This window comes from Desulfogranum marinum (assembly GCF_963675105.2).
GTDB classification, from domain to species: domain Bacteria; phylum Desulfobacterota; class Desulfobulbia; order Desulfobulbales; family Desulfobulbaceae; genus Desulfogranum; species Desulfogranum marinum.
Map to the genome: position 1 here is coordinate 2,464,053 of NZ_CAXXRO010000004.1, position 17,441 is coordinate 2,481,493.

The 17,441-nt window shown below is 47.2% G+C and carries 11 protein-coding genes and 1 tRNA gene; 3 read left to right on the forward strand and 9 right to left on the reverse strand.

All coding sequences use genetic code 11. From position 1 onward, the window contains the following. Positions 1-90 precede the first annotated feature (90 nt). Both ACHZCY_RS19520 and trmFO read left to right on the forward strand, forming a co-directional pair. Entirely contained in the window at positions 91-537 is a 447-nt protein-coding gene (locus ACHZCY_RS19520) for a 3D domain-containing protein (RefSeq protein ID WP_319550069.1), read from the forward strand. Continuing rightward, complete coding sequence (gene trmFO, locus ACHZCY_RS19525) at positions 534-1,847, forward strand: methylenetetrahydrofolate--tRNA-(uracil(54)-C(5))-methyltransferase (FADH(2)-oxidizing) TrmFO (RefSeq protein ID WP_319550070.1); 1,314 nt, start codon at positions 534-536, stop codon at positions 1,845-1,847. Before ACHZCY_RS19520 ends, trmFO begins: the two co-directional genes overlap by 4 nt. Positions 1,848-1,869: 22 nt before the next feature. On the opposite strand, the gene ACHZCY_RS19530 is transcribed toward trmFO, so the two are convergent. The 9 genes from ACHZCY_RS19530 to ACHZCY_RS19570 form a co-directional block, all read right to left on the reverse strand. Continuing rightward, complete coding sequence (locus ACHZCY_RS19530; RefSeq protein WP_319550071.1) at positions 1,870-3,642, reverse strand: DnaB-like helicase C-terminal domain-containing protein; 1,773 nt, start codon at positions 3,640-3,642, stop codon at positions 1,870-1,872. A 352-nt stretch (positions 3,643-3,994) separates the two neighbouring features. Continuing rightward, entirely contained in the window at positions 3,995-11,143 is a 7,149-nt protein-coding gene (locus ACHZCY_RS19535; RefSeq protein ID WP_319550072.1) for a HEAT repeat domain-containing protein, read from the reverse strand. Between the two features lie 375 nt (positions 11,144-11,518). After that, a complete protein-coding gene (locus ACHZCY_RS19540; protein ID WP_319550073.1) occupies positions 11,519-12,901 on the reverse strand; it encodes a TIGR03013 family XrtA/PEP-CTERM system glycosyltransferase in 1,383 nt (460 codons plus the stop codon). A gap of 106 nt (positions 12,902-13,007) precedes the next feature. After that, entirely contained in the window at positions 13,008-13,670 is a 663-nt protein-coding gene (locus ACHZCY_RS19545) for a Maf family protein (RefSeq protein WP_319550074.1), read from the reverse strand. Next, positions 13,621-14,403 (reverse strand): tRNA pseudouridine(38-40) synthase TruA, encoded by a 783-nt coding sequence (truA, locus tag ACHZCY_RS19550; protein ID WP_319550075.1) that lies wholly within the window; start codon positions 14,401-14,403, stop codon positions 13,621-13,623. Before truA ends, ACHZCY_RS19545 begins: the two co-directional genes overlap by 50 nt. Next, positions 14,403-15,443, reverse strand: coding sequence for an N-acetyl-gamma-glutamyl-phosphate reductase (gene argC, locus ACHZCY_RS19555; RefSeq protein WP_319550076.1), 1,041 nt, complete (start codon positions 15,441-15,443; stop codon positions 14,403-14,405). The genes truA and argC overlap by 1 nt, the downstream gene beginning before the upstream one ends. A gap of 131 nt (positions 15,444-15,574) precedes the next feature. Then, complete coding sequence (rpsI, locus tag ACHZCY_RS19560; protein ID WP_205224835.1) at positions 15,575-15,967, reverse strand: 30S ribosomal protein S9; 393 nt, start codon at positions 15,965-15,967, stop codon at positions 15,575-15,577. A gap of 13 nt (positions 15,968-15,980) precedes the next feature. After that, the gene (gene rplM / locus ACHZCY_RS19565) at positions 15,981-16,409 is read right to left on the reverse strand and encodes a 50S ribosomal protein L13 (RefSeq protein ID WP_205224834.1); all 429 of its coding nucleotides are present in this window, start codon (positions 16,407-16,409) and stop codon (positions 15,981-15,983) included. A gap of 64 nt (positions 16,410-16,473) precedes the next feature. Further along, positions 16,474-16,548 (reverse strand) — tRNA-Gly (locus tag ACHZCY_RS19570). Between the two features lie 285 nt (positions 16,549-16,833). Here ACHZCY_RS19570 and hisB point away from each other — a divergent pair. Continuing rightward, entirely contained in the window at positions 16,834-17,433 is a 600-nt protein-coding gene (gene hisB, locus ACHZCY_RS19575; protein ID WP_319550077.1) for an imidazoleglycerol-phosphate dehydratase HisB, read from the forward strand. The last annotated feature ends 8 nt before the right edge of the window (positions 17,434-17,441 follow it).

Consider the following 17,441-nt stretch of genomic DNA (forward strand, 5'->3'; position numbering starts at 1 on the left):
GCCTTTTTTTATATGCGTTTTTCCATTTTTTTTCTTCTTCTTTGGCTCAGCATTCTTTTGTCTGGCTGTGCCGGCTACGAAACCAGGATTATGGAAACCACTGCTTATTGCGGATGCGGTAAGTGTTGCTCCTGGGAGAGAGGCCGTTGGCTGTTTCTCAAACTTGATTTCTGGAATAAATATGTCTCTGCCGGTAAACGAAAGGGTATGGCATATAATGGTAAAACAGCCGCAAATACAGTTCCTGTAGAACCCGTTCCCGGCCTATTCTCTCAGGATAGCCTTGTTCATCCCTGGATGATTCCGGTACGAACAGTATTGCCATGGTTGTGGTTTCATCGAGATGGAACCATAGCCGCTGATACGAAGTATTATCCCTTTGGAACGAGAATGTTTGTCCCCGGCTATGGGTGGGGAGTCGTCGCTGATAGAGGCGGAGCAATCAAAGGACCGACCCGCATTGATTTGTATTTTGAATCACATCAACAAGCCCTGGGGTGGGGACGTCGAAACGTAGAGGTAAAGATCGATAGATGACCAAAAAAGTTAGTGTAATCGGTGGTGGGCTTGCAGGGTGTGAAGCATCCTGGCAGTTGGCTCAGAGAGGGGTGGAGGTTGTTCTGTATGAAATGAAGCCTTCACTTTTCAGCCCTGCTCATGAATCTGAGCAGTTGGCGGAACTAGTCTGTTCCAACTCCTTTCGCTCAAATGCAGTAGACTCTGCAGTGGGCTTGTTAAAAGAAGAAATGCGCCGTCTTGGATCGTTGATTATGACTGGCGCAACTGCGACCATGGTGCCTGCTGGTAAGGCGCTGGCCGTGGACCGTAATATGTTTGCCCGTCATATAACACAAGCCATTGAAAGGCACCCGGCTATCACTGTTCGCAGGGAGGAAGTGGTGTCTTTGCCGGATTCCGGCTGTCAGCCTGTTATTCTTGCAACAGGGCCCTTGACTTCTGCATCGCTGTCTACAAGGTTGCTTGAACTAACCGGCGAAAAATTAGCCTTTTATGATGCTATAGCTCCTATTGTTGATGCAGAAAGTCTCAATTGGGATCGGGTTTATAGAAAATCACGTTGGGACGATGAGGGACCTGGAGACTACCTGAATTGTCCGTTCACAAAAGAAGAGTATGAGCTGTTTCTGGCCTCATTGTTGAGTGCTGAAATGGTACCTTTACAATCTTTTGAAAAAGAAAAGTATTTTGAAGGTTGCCTGCCCATTGAAGTTATGGCAGGCAGGGGGGCTGATACGCTTCGTTATGGGCCGATGAAACCGGTTGGACTCGCCCATCCTGAAACCGGAGAGGTCCCCTACGCGGTAATGCAGCTCCGGGCAGAAAATCGTACAGGCACGATGTTTAACATGGTTGGTTTTCAAACCAAATTAAAATACGGTGAACAACAACGTGTTTTTCGTATGATACCAGGGCTTGAGCAAGCCGAATTTTTACGATTGGGATCTATTCATCGCAATACTTTTATTTGTGCGCCTGATCTACTTGATACCTCCCTGCAGATGAAAAATGTACCAGGATTGTTTATAGCGGGACAGTTGTCTGGTGTGGAGGGATACGTCGAAAGTGCGGCAATGGGGCTGCTGGCGGGAATAAATGCAGCAGGACTGGCTACGAAAGGTTCCGTCCCTGAACCGCCTCCCGCTGCGACGGCGTTTGGAGCTTTGCTGCGTCATTTGACCTCCTCAGATGGTCGCTATTTTCAGCCAAGCAATGTCAACTTTGGATTATTTCCCCCTTTAGCAAAAAAAATGCGGAAGAGAGAGAGGGGGGGCTACCGGGCAAAAGGTGCTCTGGAGTTGCTGGAACAATGGCAGCAGCGTTGGTGAACAGGCAGAAATTTCGCTGTACCTACCCTTGCTGCTCTGTAAATCCCCAGTAAGGGAAGTCAAGACGATATGCTGCTATTTTTCCAGGGCTTTGCTCACGGCTTGCTACCATCCATAGATTGTTGATTCTGTCTTCAGGGGGAGTGCTTTCAAAAGGATCCCATTCCGGTAAAAATATGAGTGCATTATCTGCTGAATAGGCTATATCGCCCGACCCCTTGAATGAACCTAGCTGTGGCTGGTGCTCAAATTGACCGTCTTGACCGCGGGCGAGTTCTGATATGACAAGAAACGAAACCTGCAATTCATCTCGGATTGCTTCCATATGACGTAACCAGCCATCAATACCGGATCGCCTTTTGGTCAGGTCTTTAAAAGGGAGCTTGTGCAGACTGTCTATGATGACAACCGCCCGGTCTCCGTTGGTTTCTCGGCGTAAAAAGTCAATATGGCGTCGCATAAGTTCAGGGGTAAGCTGACGATCATTGACCACCCGAAACCAGCGCAAAGCCCCCTTAAGTTTTTTCTTGGCTTTTTCCACCCTGGCAACTTCTTCTGGGGTAAGCCTGCCTTTTAAAAGTACCTCTGTTGAAACTCTGCTCCACCGAGAGAGGGTGCGAAGGTATATTTTTTGTTTGCCGTTTTCAAAATCGTAGTAAATAACCGGAATTTTGCGAGAAGCCATTTCGGTAGCAATCTGGATGAACAGACAAGATTTGCCGGCCTTTGGCGTACCACCCATAATGTTAATCCCGCGCAGTTCTCCAAATGTTTTATCAAGCAGTGGAAATCCTGTATTAACAGTATGTCGCTCCGGGTCTGAATCATTACCTAGCAGTTTGTTGAAGAGGTAATATTCCCGATCTGGGGTTGCAAAAGGGGAAAACGCTCGTGCCTTACGCAGCATAGTAAAGACGTCCTGCTGAAAATCCTTGCCACGATCAACGGCCAAAGAGGTAAGCGAATATTTTCGTGGATGATCTGCCTGCCAGGAAACGAGACGTACTTTGTAACCGATTATGGTGGCAAAGGATCGAGCAGCCGTAAGAGATTCAGCCGTATTATTTACCCACAGAAAAATAGTGCGAAGCCATTGGAGCTGACGTTCATCAATATGTACCAAATCTGCTGCAGATGGAACTGCAATACAGGGGAGTCCCAGTTTTTTTAGTGGAAGTAGGTTCTTTTCACCTTCCACAATGACCAGGCTTCCATTTTCGCAGCGATCAATCTCTGTGCAATTGAAAAGGTGGAATTGATTGGTGGTAAACTTTTCGTTACCGTACCAGAAACTGTCCCCTTCCTTTTCAGGATGCACACAACGTGCAGCGTAGTAGTTGTCATCTCTTTGTATGTAGGGGTAAACGAGATAGCGCCCGTTGTAGCCGATTTTCGTTTCTTCAAGTACGGCCTTGGAAATTGCCTGGTGTTGGAAACCGTTTATTAACTCTGGGGTAAGCTTTTCGGTAAAATCGATGACGTCCTGGTTGATATTTTTTGCCGGAAAATCGATATCCCGGCCAAAATATTCACGATCAGGATCAAAACCAGGGACGTGGTCTAGGCTTATTCCGTTGAGTTTTGCAAAATAGAGAGGAAATCCACCCTCGCAACATCGATTCCGGCACCAGAAATATCCGTGGAAGAAGCTCTCTTCATTGAGCAGAATGGTCAATGTACCAGGGTTTTTTCTGTGTTGCCTTTTGCAAAAAGGGCAAACTACCTGCAGCATGTGATTGGTAACCGGTGTCTCAGGGAAATATTGCCTGTAAAATCGACTCACTGCATCAGGCATGGTTGTACCTCTTGTTAAATAATCTTTATCTTTTTTTGTTCAAACAAAAAAAGAGTGATGAGCACTGCAATGGAAATTCGAGCTAGCCAGTACAACAGGCGTCTATAAAAACAGGTGGAACCTCGTCAATAGAAAAATGGAGCGAGCAATACTATAAAATTACTTTTTTTATAGCGTCGAATCTGAGGTAGTGCGACTTCAACTCTAAGCAAAATGTTAAGTTTTGCAGGAAGCTTATCGATAATATAAGAGTTTAGGCCTCCTGTGAGGATGAATTTTTTAGTCCAAGGAAAAGATTATCAACGTGCACATTGAAAAACGACATTAACCCTGATTTCTCATGAAACCCGTTTTAACCAAGTATCTGCTGCAGGATGGTTGCATCCAATTGATCATGGAATTTAAAGTGTACGGCGTAATCACTTTCGAAAACATTAAAGGGTTGTACGCCAATGGAGAGTCCCTGCAGATAAAGATAGTTGGCTTTTCCACCGACAGGTAAAACAATCTGCAAACCTCTACCAAGCAAGAGTTTGGCATTTTCTTTTTTAGTGATACGAATAAGAAACGCTAAGCCACCCTTTGAAATATCTAGAATGTCAGCCCTGAATCCACGGCCTATTGGGTTCCCTTTACTGTCTGTGGGTTGCACCTGTATTTTTCGTGATATTTTGAAACGTTCATCCTGGCGTCGTTCTAGTCCTTTTTTCTTTAGTGTTGATGGTATTTTGTTGTTTTTATTGTAAAAATTTTTGAGTTTGTTTTCCAGCCCAGGAAATTGATCTTTCCATTTTGCGAGTTGGTCCTGCTTCAAGACGTAGATTCTTGATTGGGTAAGAGCGGTGAGGCTGATAGTCCAAATAGAAGGGGTGAAAAAATTTTCACCGATAATTTCACCTCTGCCGAGACTGGTGATAAAGATTTCTTTGTCGTTAATAAGGTGAGACGCTTTGATGCTTCCCTGATTGATTAAAAGCAGCTCATTGTTTTTTTCGCCCTGGTTAACGATTGACTCTTCCGGATTAAATATACGTTCACGCAGTTCATGGTAGATCGTCTGGAATTCAGCTGATGTAAGTTCATCGGTAAGTTGAGACCATGTATCCAAATCGTCTTGGTTTATAGCCCCGGTTTTTTCCTGTTCGATTATCTCGCCGGAACGAATAATCTCACTCAGGGCCATGGGATCAATTTCGTATATGCGTTCGCGCAATCGTTCTGCATTATGAAAATCGCCAGCCCTGGCTGTTGCTGTCACCAAGTCAAAGAGAGCTTCTTTTGCTTCTTCCTTTTTCCCCTGTTCGACCATTTTAAAAATATGTATTTCCTGATCAGTTATAGATGATGAGTGGGAGCTTGGCTGCGATTGTTTGTCATTTGGAGATTTCATAGTAGAACTGCTTGGGAGCTGTGGGCTTTGATCGGGAGAAAGCCTTGCCCTGATGCGTCGTGCTGTTTGACCTGCAGCATTACGGACTTCATCTGCATAACCGGTAATACCGAGGACAGACTTGCTTTGTGCAACGCTTTGTAGTGTCTGCAGTGCACGCCTGGATCCAATAATACCCAGAGTTTTACAGATAGCAAGCTGGAAAAGGTTTTTGTTTTTTCCCTGCATGGATTTATTTTGTTCAAGCAACTCGGTGAGTGGACGTACATAGCTTTCATCAGGAATGTTGCCCATATGGTGTACAACTTTCGTTTTAATCGTATCATCCATGGAGGATAAGGCTTGTTTGAGGAACTCGGGGGTCTCATTCCCCCTAAGCTTGACAGCCGTATTCAACACTTCCTGCTGGACCCTTAGATCCTTGTGATTGATAAAGGGTTTTATGGCGTGCACAAGCGAAGGACTGCCGATCTCTCCGAGCAAACGAACAATGTTGCGGGTCACATACCAAGGAGATGGCTGTTGGATTTGTTCAAGCAGAATATCTTTGGCGGCGTTGCCGGTTTGTTTGATAAGACTTAAAAGCAGTTTTCTTTCAAAACGGCTTTCGCTGTTCATTAAATATTGCAGTTGGTAGCGTGCCGACCTGTTGCCGAGATCGGTGAGTAAGTTGCCCACATTATCTCTCTTTTCCTCGTCGTGAAGATAGGCTTCGAGAAGCCTTTCCAAAATAGAATCAGAGCTGATTTGGTCAAGAACTGCAATGCCATGCTCTCTTACAGTCTCACTCACTTCTATACCAACCTTCGAGGAGGTAATCCGGTTGATGACATGAACGATTTCAAATGCTTTGGCATAGTTGTTTTGTTCGAGAAAATGGTGGGCTAATTGCGAGATCGCGGTAATTATTCTCTTTATGCTGCTTTCGTCGGTAACAACCAGCTGAAGCGCTTGCTCTAAAGCAGGGAGGAGTTTAACCAGACGATCCCATTGTTTCTGCTCAGCTAATTTTTGTGCTGTCAGTGCAAGGGTTTCTGCTCCATTTAAGCGTATCTTCTCTGAAGTCGATTGGATAGCTATGGCTGTATGCATCAATAGGGTATCTGCTTCGATATTTTTACCATCTTTGATGAATTGAATGATGGCATTGGGTAATTCCTGACAGATCTCTTGGTCGGCTAATTGGTTTGTATCGTTTGCAAGGATGGCATTTATCCCTTTTGCTATTTTTTCGGCCTTGCCCTCAGCTTCTTTTTGTTGTCGTTCTTTATGCATTTCGACAACCGTACGGATTTTTACATTTTTGACGGTTTGCATCAGCCGCTTATAGGCTGCAGCAACTTCTTGATTTGAATCACCTTCCGGAAGTACTTCCTGGCCGGTTACAAATCGGTACATCTGTTGGGTGAGCGTTGCCAATTTTTCGTCGGTTAGGTGTTTGATGATCTCGGTATACAACTTGTCGCCGAAAAGTCCTTTAAAACGATGGATGAGCATTTGGCCGAGTTCATCGTCTTCAAAATCAGCAAGTTGTTGTCCTGCTTGGGCTGCGACCTGCGTTTGTTGTTCTTGGCTAAGGGCAGTATCGTAATTGGTAAGGATTTGGTTAAACCCATCAAAGCCTGCTTTATGTTCATCGACAATTGCAGGATCTACCGTAAGCTGGGCTGCTGTTACCAGAAGAGGAGCTGACCATTGAGGCTGTTGAAGACGCTTTTGCAGGCTTAGAGGCGCAGGCTTCCCTGAAGCAGCTGCAGCTTGTAGTGCGCGGGCATCGACCTGCTGAGAATACAATTGTCTGACCATGGGCCCTTTAGGGGTCTGTACAAGCTTGTTGAGCATGTCATCATCCACAGCCGTGAGGTCGGGATCACCATTGTTGTCGATGGCCAGTGGAATGCTCGAGGTGAGCATGGCGACCATCCGGTTGAGCTGTTTTGGGGTGAGGTTCTCAATGGTTTCATCGAGCAGATCATCGGAGACCTGGTTGACCACCTGATGGTAGAGTTTGTCGCCGAACAATCCTTTGAACTTTTGGGTCAACACATTGCCGAGCTCAGTTCCTCCCATGGCTGCGAGTTGTGCCCCTGCCTTGGCGGCCACCTGTTGCTGTGTATTTTCATCGAGGAGTTGCTCATAATGGCTGAGCATCCTGTTGACCGCAGCCGGATCAATGGTCGATGCCGCACCCGGTTGATGGTCCACTGCCTGCTGGACCGCATTTGCCAGAACCGGTGCGGACCAGTCCGGCTGCCTGAGGCGTTCAAGGAGATGGGGCGGCAGTTCGGCAATGGTAGTGGAAGGGTTGTCGAGCAACTGTCTGGCGTCCACATTAAGGGCAATGGTTTTTTTGATTTCAGTGCCCCTTTTGGTGTTGACCAGCTTGTTGAGCATGTCATCATCCACAGCCGTGAGGTCGGGATCGCCATTGTCGTCGATGGCCAGTGGAATGCTCGAGGTGAGCATGGCGACCATCCGGTTGAGCTGTTTTGGGGTGAGGTGCTCAATGGTTTCATCGAGCAGATCATCGGAGACCTGGTTGACCACCTGATGGTAGAGTTTGTCGCCGAACAATCCTTTGAACTTTTGGGTCAACACATTGCCGAGCTCGGTTCCTCCCATGGCTGCGAGTTGTGCCCCTGCCTTGGTGGCCACCTGTTGCTGTGTATTTTCATCGAGGAGTTGCTCATAATGGCTGAGCATCCTGTTGACCGCAGCCGGATCAATGGTCGATGCCGCACCCGGTTGATGGTCCACCGCCTGCTGGACCGCATTTGCCAGAACCGGTGCGGACCAGTCCGGCTGCCTGAGGCGGTCAAGAAGATGGGGCGGCAGTTCGGCAATGGTAGTGGAAGGGTTGTCGAGCAACTGTCTGGCATCCACATTAAGGGCAATCGTTTTCTTGATTTCGGAGCCCCTTTTGGTGTTGACCAGCTTGTTGAGCATGTCATCGTCCACAGCCGTGAGGTCGGGATCGCCATTGTTGTCGATGGCCAGTGGAATGCTCGAGGTGAGCATGGCGACCATCCGGTTGAGCTGTTTTGGGGTGAGGTGCTCAATGGTTTCATCGAGCAGATCATCGGAGACCTGGTTGACCACCTGATGGTAGAGTTTGTCGCCGAACAATCCTTTGAACTTTTGGGTCAACACATTGCCGAGCTCGGTTCCTCCCATGGCTGCGAGTTGTGCCCCTGCCTTGGTAGCCACCTGTTGCTGTGTATTTTCATCGAGGAGTTGCTCATAATGGCTGAGCATCCTGTTGACCGCAGCCGGATCAATGGTCGATGCCGCACCCGGTTGATGGTCCACCGCCTGCTGGACCGCATTTGCCAGAACCGGTGCGGACCAGTCCGGCTGCCTGAGGCGGTCAAGAAGATGGGGCGGCAGTTCGGCAATGGTAGTGGAAGGGTTGTCGAGCAACTGTCTGGCATCCACATTAAGGGCAATGGTTTTTTTGATTTCGGAGCCCCTTTTGGTGTTGACCAGCTTGTTGAGCATGTCATCGTCCACAGCCGTGAGGTCGGGATCGCCATTGTTGTCGATGGCCAGTGGAATGCTCGAGGTGAGCATGGCGACCATCCGGTTGAGCTGTTTTGGGGTGAGGTGCTCAATGGTTTCATCGAGCAGATCATCGGAGACCTGGTTGACCACCTGATGGTAGAGTTTGTCGCCGAACAATCCTTTGAACTTTTGGGTCAACACATTGCCGAGCTCGGTTCCTCCCATGGCTGCGAGTTGTGCCCCTGCCTTGGTAGCCACCTGTTGCTGTGTATTTTCATCGAGGAGTTGCTCATAATGGCTGAGCATCCTGTTGACCGCAGCCGGATCAATGGTCGATGCCGCACCCGGTTGATGGTCCACCGCCTGCTGGACCGCATTTGCCAGAACCGGTGCGGACCAGTCCGGCTGCCTGAGGCGGTCAAGAAGATGGGGCGGCAGTTCGGCAATGGTAGTGGAAGGGTTGTCGAGCAACTGTCTGGCATCCACATTAAGGGCAATGGTTTTTTTGATTTCGGTGCCCCTTTTGGTGTTGACCAGCTTGTTGAGCATGTCATCATCCACAGCCGTGAGGTCGGGATCGCCATTGTTGTCGATGGCCAGTGGAATGCTCGAGGTGAGCATGGCGACCATCCGGTTGAGCTGTTTTGGGGTGAGGTGCTCAATGGTTTCATCGAGCAGATCATCGGAGACCTGGTTGACCACCTGATGGTAGAGTTTGTCGCCGAACAATCCTTTGAACTTTTGGGTCAACACATTGCCGAGCTCAGTTCCTCCCATGGCTGCGAGTTGTGCCCCTGCCTTGGTGGCCACCTGTTGCTGTGTATTTTCATCGAGGAGTTGCTCATAATGGCTGAGCATCCTGTTGACCGCAGCCGGATCAATGGTCGATGCCGCACCCGGTTGATGGTCCACCGCCTGCTGGACCGCATTTGCCAGAACCGGTGCGGACCAGTCCGGCTGCCTGAGGCGGTCAAGAAGATGGGGCGGCAGTTCGGCAATGGTAGTGGAAGGGTTGTCGAGCAACTGTCTGGCATCCACATTAAGGGCAATGGTTTTCTTGATTTCGGTGCCCCTTTTGGTGTTGACCAGCTTGTTGAGCATGTCATCATCCACAGCCGTGAGGTCGGGATCGCCATTGTTGTCGATGGCCAGTGGAATGCTCGAGGTGAGCATGGCGACCATCCGGTTGAGCTGTTTTGGGGTGAGGTTCTCAATGGTTTCATCGAGCAGATCATCGGAGACCTGGTTGACCACCTGATGGTAGAGTTTGTCGCCGAACAATCCTTTGAACTTTTGGGTCAACACATTGCCGAGCTCAGTTCCTCCCATGGCTGCGAGTTGTGCCCCTGCCTTGGCGGCCACCTGTTGCTGTGTATTTTCATCGAGGAGTTGCTCATAATGGCTGAGCATCCTGTTGACCGCAGCCGGATCAATGGTCGATGCCGCACCCGGTTGATGGTCCACCGCCTGCTGGACCGCATTTGCCAGAACCGGTGCGGACCAGTCCGGCTGCCTGAGGCGGTCAAGAAGATGGGGCGGCAGTTCGGCAATGGTAGTGGAAGGGTTGTCGAGCAACTGTCTGGCATCCACATTAAGGGCAATGGTTTTTTTGATTTCGGTGCCCCTTTTGGTGTTGACCAGCCTTCTGATTATGTCGTGTTGTTGAGATTGCCCTCCAGTAGAAGGAGATCCAGGTGTTTGCTTGGCGAGGTCAATGATCAAATTGTTGACCAGATCGTTCAGTTGTTTTGGCTGCAGGTTATCAATGGTTGCATTGAGCACTTCGTTGCTTGATTCTGTTTGAGGCAGCAAGGCAAGCAGTTTAGAAAGTTTGTCCGGGGCAAGGTTGGCAATGGTATTGGCAGAGGCTTCTACATCATCAAGGTGTTGTGAATTATCCTCTGGCTGTTCATGGAGTGCGTTGAAAAAGGCAGAGGTAAGTTGTGCAGGGTTTTCGTGACCCTGAAGAGCTTCGCTGAAAATAGTGATAATAGGTTCCAATTCTTTGGGAAGTGAGTCTGCAAACGGCGTTGATACCCCCGTTTGCCCAAGTATAAAACTGGCCATCTCCTCATCACTAATGCCTACACCTGAACCAAAACCGATTTGATCCTGGCTTACAACTTGTTCTCCTTCGTGGACGACAACGTAGCGTTTGGAATCGGTAGTAACCGAAGTGATATTAGCTGCTTCCAGTAGATCAGAAAGCGACTTATCAATCTCTTTTTTGCCAAACAAGGTGGCAAGGGTACTGATAAAACGCGAACAATCCTCCTGGGTAAAGGTTTTTTTAAAGGAGAGCGAGTGTAGCTTGAGTTGCTGAAGAAAGGTCGTCAAACCTACGATCTGCGGACGAGCCTGTTCTTTTTCTGAAAGGTGGTGACCGTTGACAATAATTTTTTGTTCAGAAAGCGCTATGGTGACATCGTCTTGGTCAGAGGAATCCAACAAGGTCTTGTATGCCTGGTGCGCAGCTGCAGTATTTTGGATGACCTGTGGATTAGTAGGTGGATAAAGACGTACCGTACGTAATGCTGTGTAGAGCCTGATTGGAAACTCGGCAGCATGCTCGTTGAGTTCGTGTGCAGGAGAAGAGGACGTGGTATTCATAGCGATTCAACCTGTAAATGCCGATTAACCCAATTTTATGATTTTATTCAGTAAAGATACAACAATCGCGTTGGATTCGCAAGAAATGGTAGAAACCAGGGTGAAGGAGAGCTTGTCCTGCTCAGCCCTGATTTTTCATCAGTTCAGGCGGTGGCAGGGGTAGCGTTTTTGACGGTGAAAAGGTAAGCATAGACTCCGATAACCTACTATCTGAGTCTATGCTTACCTTCTACTACCAAAATACTGAAGAGGATGGTGCCGCATGGATTGATCTTTGGCGAATATTCTGTTTACTTTACACCTTTTTTGTTTCAACTGTATCGTGTTGAAATAAAATTTTGTAAGAGATGGCGGAGTTTTCATGAGAAATCCGATCTAGCGTGACCCTACTTGAAAAAGGACGGTTTTTATGGTTCTGAAGATGATGAGCAGGTCCATAAAAATAGATTGGTTTTTAATGTAGTAGAGATCGTATTCCAGTTTCCGGAGAGCATCTTCTTCAGACGCTCCATAGGGGTAGCAGATCTGTGCCCACCCTGTGATTCCAGGTTTTGCCGAATGACGAAGGGCATAGTATGGAATAACTTTTGTGAGCTGGTCGACAAAAACGGGACGTTCCGGTCGAGGGCCGACAAAGCTCATTTCGCCTTTTAATACATTCAACATTTGCGGAATTTCGTCGATTCTCACTTTTCTGATAAAATTACCGACCTTGGTTACCCTGCTGTCATTTTGGCTGGCCCACACTGCTCCGGTCTTCTCAGCATCATTACGCATTGACCGAAATTTTATCACCTTAAATGTCTTCCCGCGCTCGCAGACCCTTTCCTGCATATAGAAAACAGGACCAGGTGATTCGAGCTTTATCAGTAAGGCGGTAAGAGCTGATATGGGAAGGGAAATAAGCAATCCTGTAATTGCAAGAACAAGATCGATGCACCGTTTGGTGAATAAAGTCGCTTTACCACTATCAAAACCTTGAGAAAAAATAAGCCAGGCGGGATTTACTTTTTCAATGAGAATTTTTCCGGTAAGTCCTTCATAAAAAGATATGCCGTCTTCAATAATATTTTTTTGTAGCTTAAAATGAAGGAGGTCTGTAATCGGCATGGTACCTCGACGATCGTCAAGAGCCACAACGATTCTTTCAACTCGGTGACTTAAGTTTCGTGTCTCCAGTGTATTGAGGTCGGGTAAAACGGGTATTGACGTAGGAGAAAAACATGATGTAGAAGAGGCAATAAAAGCCAACAGTGAAAAGCCCGAATCATCATTTTCCTGTAGTTCTCTGTAAATTTTTTCAGCTGTTTCTCCAGTGCCGATCACCACAATTTCGCGGGAAAATAGTTTTTTTTCAATCACGAGGTAATACAGGGATCGCCATAACAGAAGCGATGCGCAGATAATGACGTAGCAGCACCAAAAGATCTGAGAAGAAATGATCAATGAAGGGAAGACATAATATAAAAGCCCGAGCACAATACAACCAACTCCAAAAGACTGCATCATGCGTATAGCCGTATCAGTGGTGGAGCCGGGTTTCCTGAGGTCGTAAAGATCGAAGAAGTAAAGAGAAAGCTGAAAAACAACAGTGACGGTTGCAGCGCGAATTATGTCTTGAACCAGTTCAATGAGAAAAATCTGCCAACCGGAAAAGCCTATGTAGACGAGTAGGAAAGTCGAGAAAATAAGGACTCCTTCTCCAAGGAAAAAGATAATTTTGCGTACCGGATAGTATTTATTCAGAATTGTCGGCATATTGGCTATTGAGAAGGTACAATGTATAATATTGTTAGATATTAATACAGGATAGCATACTCCTTTTGGAAGTCAAGATAGCAAGGGGTGGCTGGTTTTTTTTTTATTACACCGTGAGCAGATTATGTTTGAGTAGTGTCGTAATGAGGTGGGACATGGGGAGCCCGACAACATTGCTGTAGGAGCCGGTTATGGATTTAACCAGAAAGCCTCCGTACGATTGAATTCCATATCCACCGGCTTTGTCCATGGGGTCACCTGTGGCTATGTAAGCGTCTATCACTGCATCGCTGTATTGTTCAAAAACGACTTCGGTCTCAACCGGAAATGACTCATCAATATTCTTTCTTGCATGGTGTACGGCTACGCCGGTAATAACCTTGTGAGCTCTTCCTTGTAATTTTCTAAGGATGGTTCGTGCTTCTTCTACTGTGGTTGGTTTGCCAAAAATATTTTGACCAAGTGTCACAACCGTATCTGCGGCAATGACGCAGGAATTTTTGTTGTTTTGGGCGACGGTTTGTGATTTTTCCTGGGCCATCCGGATTGCAAAGGCTGCCGATGATTCTCCGGCCATGGGGGTCTCATCGATAATGGCTGGAATGGTTTCAAAGGAGATGCCGAGGGAGGCTAGGTATTCTTGTCTGCGTGGAGATGCAGATGCCAGGATAAATGATGTTTGTTGTTTGAACATGGAAGAAGGGTAATGTGACCTGTAATCAAGAATGGAAAAGTTGCTGATAATATATTTTTTCCAGAAAAAGACCATGGGCTGGTGCAGTCATACCGGCTTTTGTTCGGTCTCCTGCCACCAGCGCCGTTTGTACGGATGCTGGAGAACGCTTTCCCATGCCGATTTCTATAAGAGTGCCTGCAAGTATCCTAACCATTTGCCGTAGAAATCCATCACCGGTGATCTGAATAGACCAATGGTCTGCTTGATGCGGATGCGAAGAGCAGGTTGCTTTATATATGGTACGCACCGCACCGCGGCCGGTTTGTAACTCTCTGTTGCGGCTGCCAACACGTTCAAAACTTGAAAAATCATGGGTCCCGGTAATCAATTGTAAGGCTTCTGTTAGCCGTGATGAATCAAAAAAACCGGGAAAATGAGCTGCGTAGAGCCGAGTAGTAGGTTGTTGCAGTGGGCCGGTATAAAAGTCGTACCTGTAGGTTTTTCCGAGCGCATTGAAACGACTATGGAATTCAGGCTTTTCTTCGCGTGCCTCAAGAATACGAATGTCTTGAGGCAACATTGAGTTGAGTCCGTCGGTAAAGGCTTTTAATGGTATGGATGCTCCAAGGTGAAAATGAGCGACCATGCCCATAGCGTGTACGCCGGCATCGGTACGACCAGCCCCATGCAGGGTAATGTTTTTTTTGCACAGATGACCTAGCTGCTCCTCAAGTACTCCCTGAACGGTGATACCGTTATGTTGGCGTTGCCATCCGTGATACCTGGTCCCATCAAAGGTGATAAGGAGACGAATGGTGCGAAGCATCAAGGGAAAAAGGGCGCATGCATGAGGCCGGAGGTTTCAGAGAAACCATTCATCAGGTTCATATTCTGGATGGCTTGCCCGGAAGCACCTTTGACAATATTGTCAATGGCAGACATGACAATAACCCGGTTTGTTCGTTCATCAATCTGGATTCCAATGTCACAGCAGTTAGAGCCTCGGACATGTTGCGTGGCAGGGGGATTCCCGCTGGGCATGATTCGGACAAAAGGTTCTTCGCTGTATGTTTTTTCATACAGGCTTTGCAGGTCTGTAGACTTTCCCTGGTGGTTTAAGGACGCATACACCGTACTGAGAATTCCTCTGGAAAGAGGGAGCAGGTGCGGTGTAAATGAAATGGTAACTTCAGTTTCGGCAAGTAAAGACAGTTCCTGCTCTATTTCAGGTATGTGACGATGACTGCCTCCGACCTTGTATGGGCGGAACCCATCTGCTACTTCGCAGAATAAGCTGCTGACGCTGGCTGCCCTGCCTGCTCCGGAAGTCCCTGATTTAGAATCAACTATTAAACTGTCTGTGGTGATCAGTTTGTGGCGCAACAATGGCGCCAGGGCAAGGATAACCGAGGTGGGGTAACAACCAGGATTGGCTGTAAGCTTACATCCGTTGATTGCATCCCGGTAGAGTTCTGGTAAGCCATAGACGGCTTCAGGCAAAAGGTGTTTGCTTGAATGAGCCTGGTACCATTGTTCGTAAACTGCAGCATCATGGATGCGATAGTCAGCACTGAGGTCGACTACTTTTTTACCTGCATCAAGAAGTTGCGGGACTATGTCCATGGCAGTTTTATGGGGAACAGCTGTGAAAAAGAAATCGGCACGATCTATGAGTTGATCAATAGAGAGATTCTCGCAACGAATATCTATCCGTTTTCGGAGATTTGGAAATACTTCCGACAACATTTGACCAGCATATTTTCTTGAGGTGGCTGCCGTCAACTTGACTTCAGGGTGGGTTGACAGGATTCGTGCAAGTTCAACTCCTGTATAACCGGACGCACCAACAATTCCAACATTTAGCATGACAAAAATCCTTTTGTGATGTACCTACGGCGAGGTTGCAACCATAAAAAAAGGGAGTAACGAAGAATTCGTTACTCCCGGAACATCTGTACAACTTTTTGAAAAACGGCAGTAAACCGTTCCAGTACCTGTTAACGTTTAGAGAACTGGAAGCGAGCACGTGCACCGCGCTGTCCATACTTTTTACGTTCTTTGGCACGGGGGTCACGAGTGAGTAAGCCTGCCTTTTTCAGCGGCATACGCATTTCAGAATCGCGATCCTGAAGCGCTTTTGCTATACCGTGAACTAAAGCATCTATCTGGGCTGATTTCCCACCACCTTTAACAGTGGCGTGAATGTCAAATTTGTCAGTGGTTTCGGTCACTGCAAAAGGTTTAGCTACCTTTGGCTCGTAATAAATGTTCCCGAAATAGTCACTAATTGGCATTTTGTTTACAGCCACATTGCCGCTACCTGGGGTAATCCAGACGCGTGCAATAGCTGTTTTTCTTTTACCGGTGGCGTATGTGCTATCCTGCGACATGATGTTGCTCCAATCAGATCTCAAGGGTTTCAGGTTGCTGTGCCTGATGAGGGTGGTCAGGGCCGGCATATACCTTCAATTTCTTAAACTGTGCCCGGCCAAGCTTGTTTTTTGGCAACATGCCTTTAACAGCTATACGGATAAGTTCTTCCGGTTTTTTTGCCAGAAGTTCTTTCGCTGTTTGAGACTTTATTCCACCAACATATCCGGTATGACGGTAGTATTGTTTGTCATCCCATTTTGCACCGGTCAAATGCACTTTATCAGCGTTGACAACAATGATAAAGTCGCCGTTATCCTGAAAATTGCAAAAGGTGGGCTTGTGCTTTCCGCGAAGACGGCTGGCAATCTCGGTGGCGATACGTCCTAGAACTTTTCCGTCAGCATCAACAACATTCCATTGACGGGAAATCTCGTTAACCGGCGTATAATATGTTTTCATTAATGGCGCCTCGTTATTTAACAAAAAAAGGTTCGAACGTGGTCCGAACCTTAAAAAAAAATATTGGAGCGGGAAACGAGATTCGAACTCGCGACTTCAACCTTGGCAAGGTTACACTCTACCACTGAGTTATTCCCGCTCAGCAATTTGTATTCAGTAGACGGCGGGGAAATTACCTTTTTTGGCGGTTTGTGTCAAATGAAAAATGCATTGGCCGTCCTTTTTTTTCAATTGATCTCTGTCGAAAACCATCAAACCTCGGCCAAGAACTGTTGCGAATATACAAGAAGCAGAATAGTATACCCTCATTGATGAGTAAATGACAACAACCTGATAATATATTCTATTTTTGCACCCTTTCTGTAAAAGTGGTCGGTTATCTGCTTGAATGTTGTCTTTGTGGACACCTGATGAGGAGTGAAAAATGGCGGTAAAGTCTTCGCGGACGGCGGAAATCGTTCGTGCAACAAAAGAAACTGATATCCAGGTTAGTCTTGGACTCGATGGTGCAGGAAAAATAGATGTCCAGACCGGGGTCGGTTTTATGGATCATATGCTTACTTTACTTGCCGTGCATGGATTCTTTGACCTCCATATACGTGCTGCAGGTGATCTTGACATAGACGATCATCATACGGTAGAGGATGTGGGCATCTGCCTTGGCCAGGCTTTTGCCGATGCGCTTGGTGATAAGTCCGGTATCTGCCGCTACGGACATGCTTATGTACCGATGGATGAAACCCTTGCCAGAGTTTGTGTGGATTTTTCCAACCGTCCTTATCTCTATTATAATGTACCCCTTGAAGATCGTAAGGTCGGAACCTTTGATACCCCATTAGCCAAGGAATTTCTTCGTGCCCTGTCTCTGCACGCAGGCTTAACACTGCATGTTGACCTCCTTCATGGCGAAAACACCCATCATATTCTTGAAGCTGTGTTCAAAGCACTTGGGCGTGCGATGGCAGAGGCAACTACCGTACATGATCAGTTAACTGGTCAGCTTTCATCTAAAGGGACTCTATAAAACAGAAA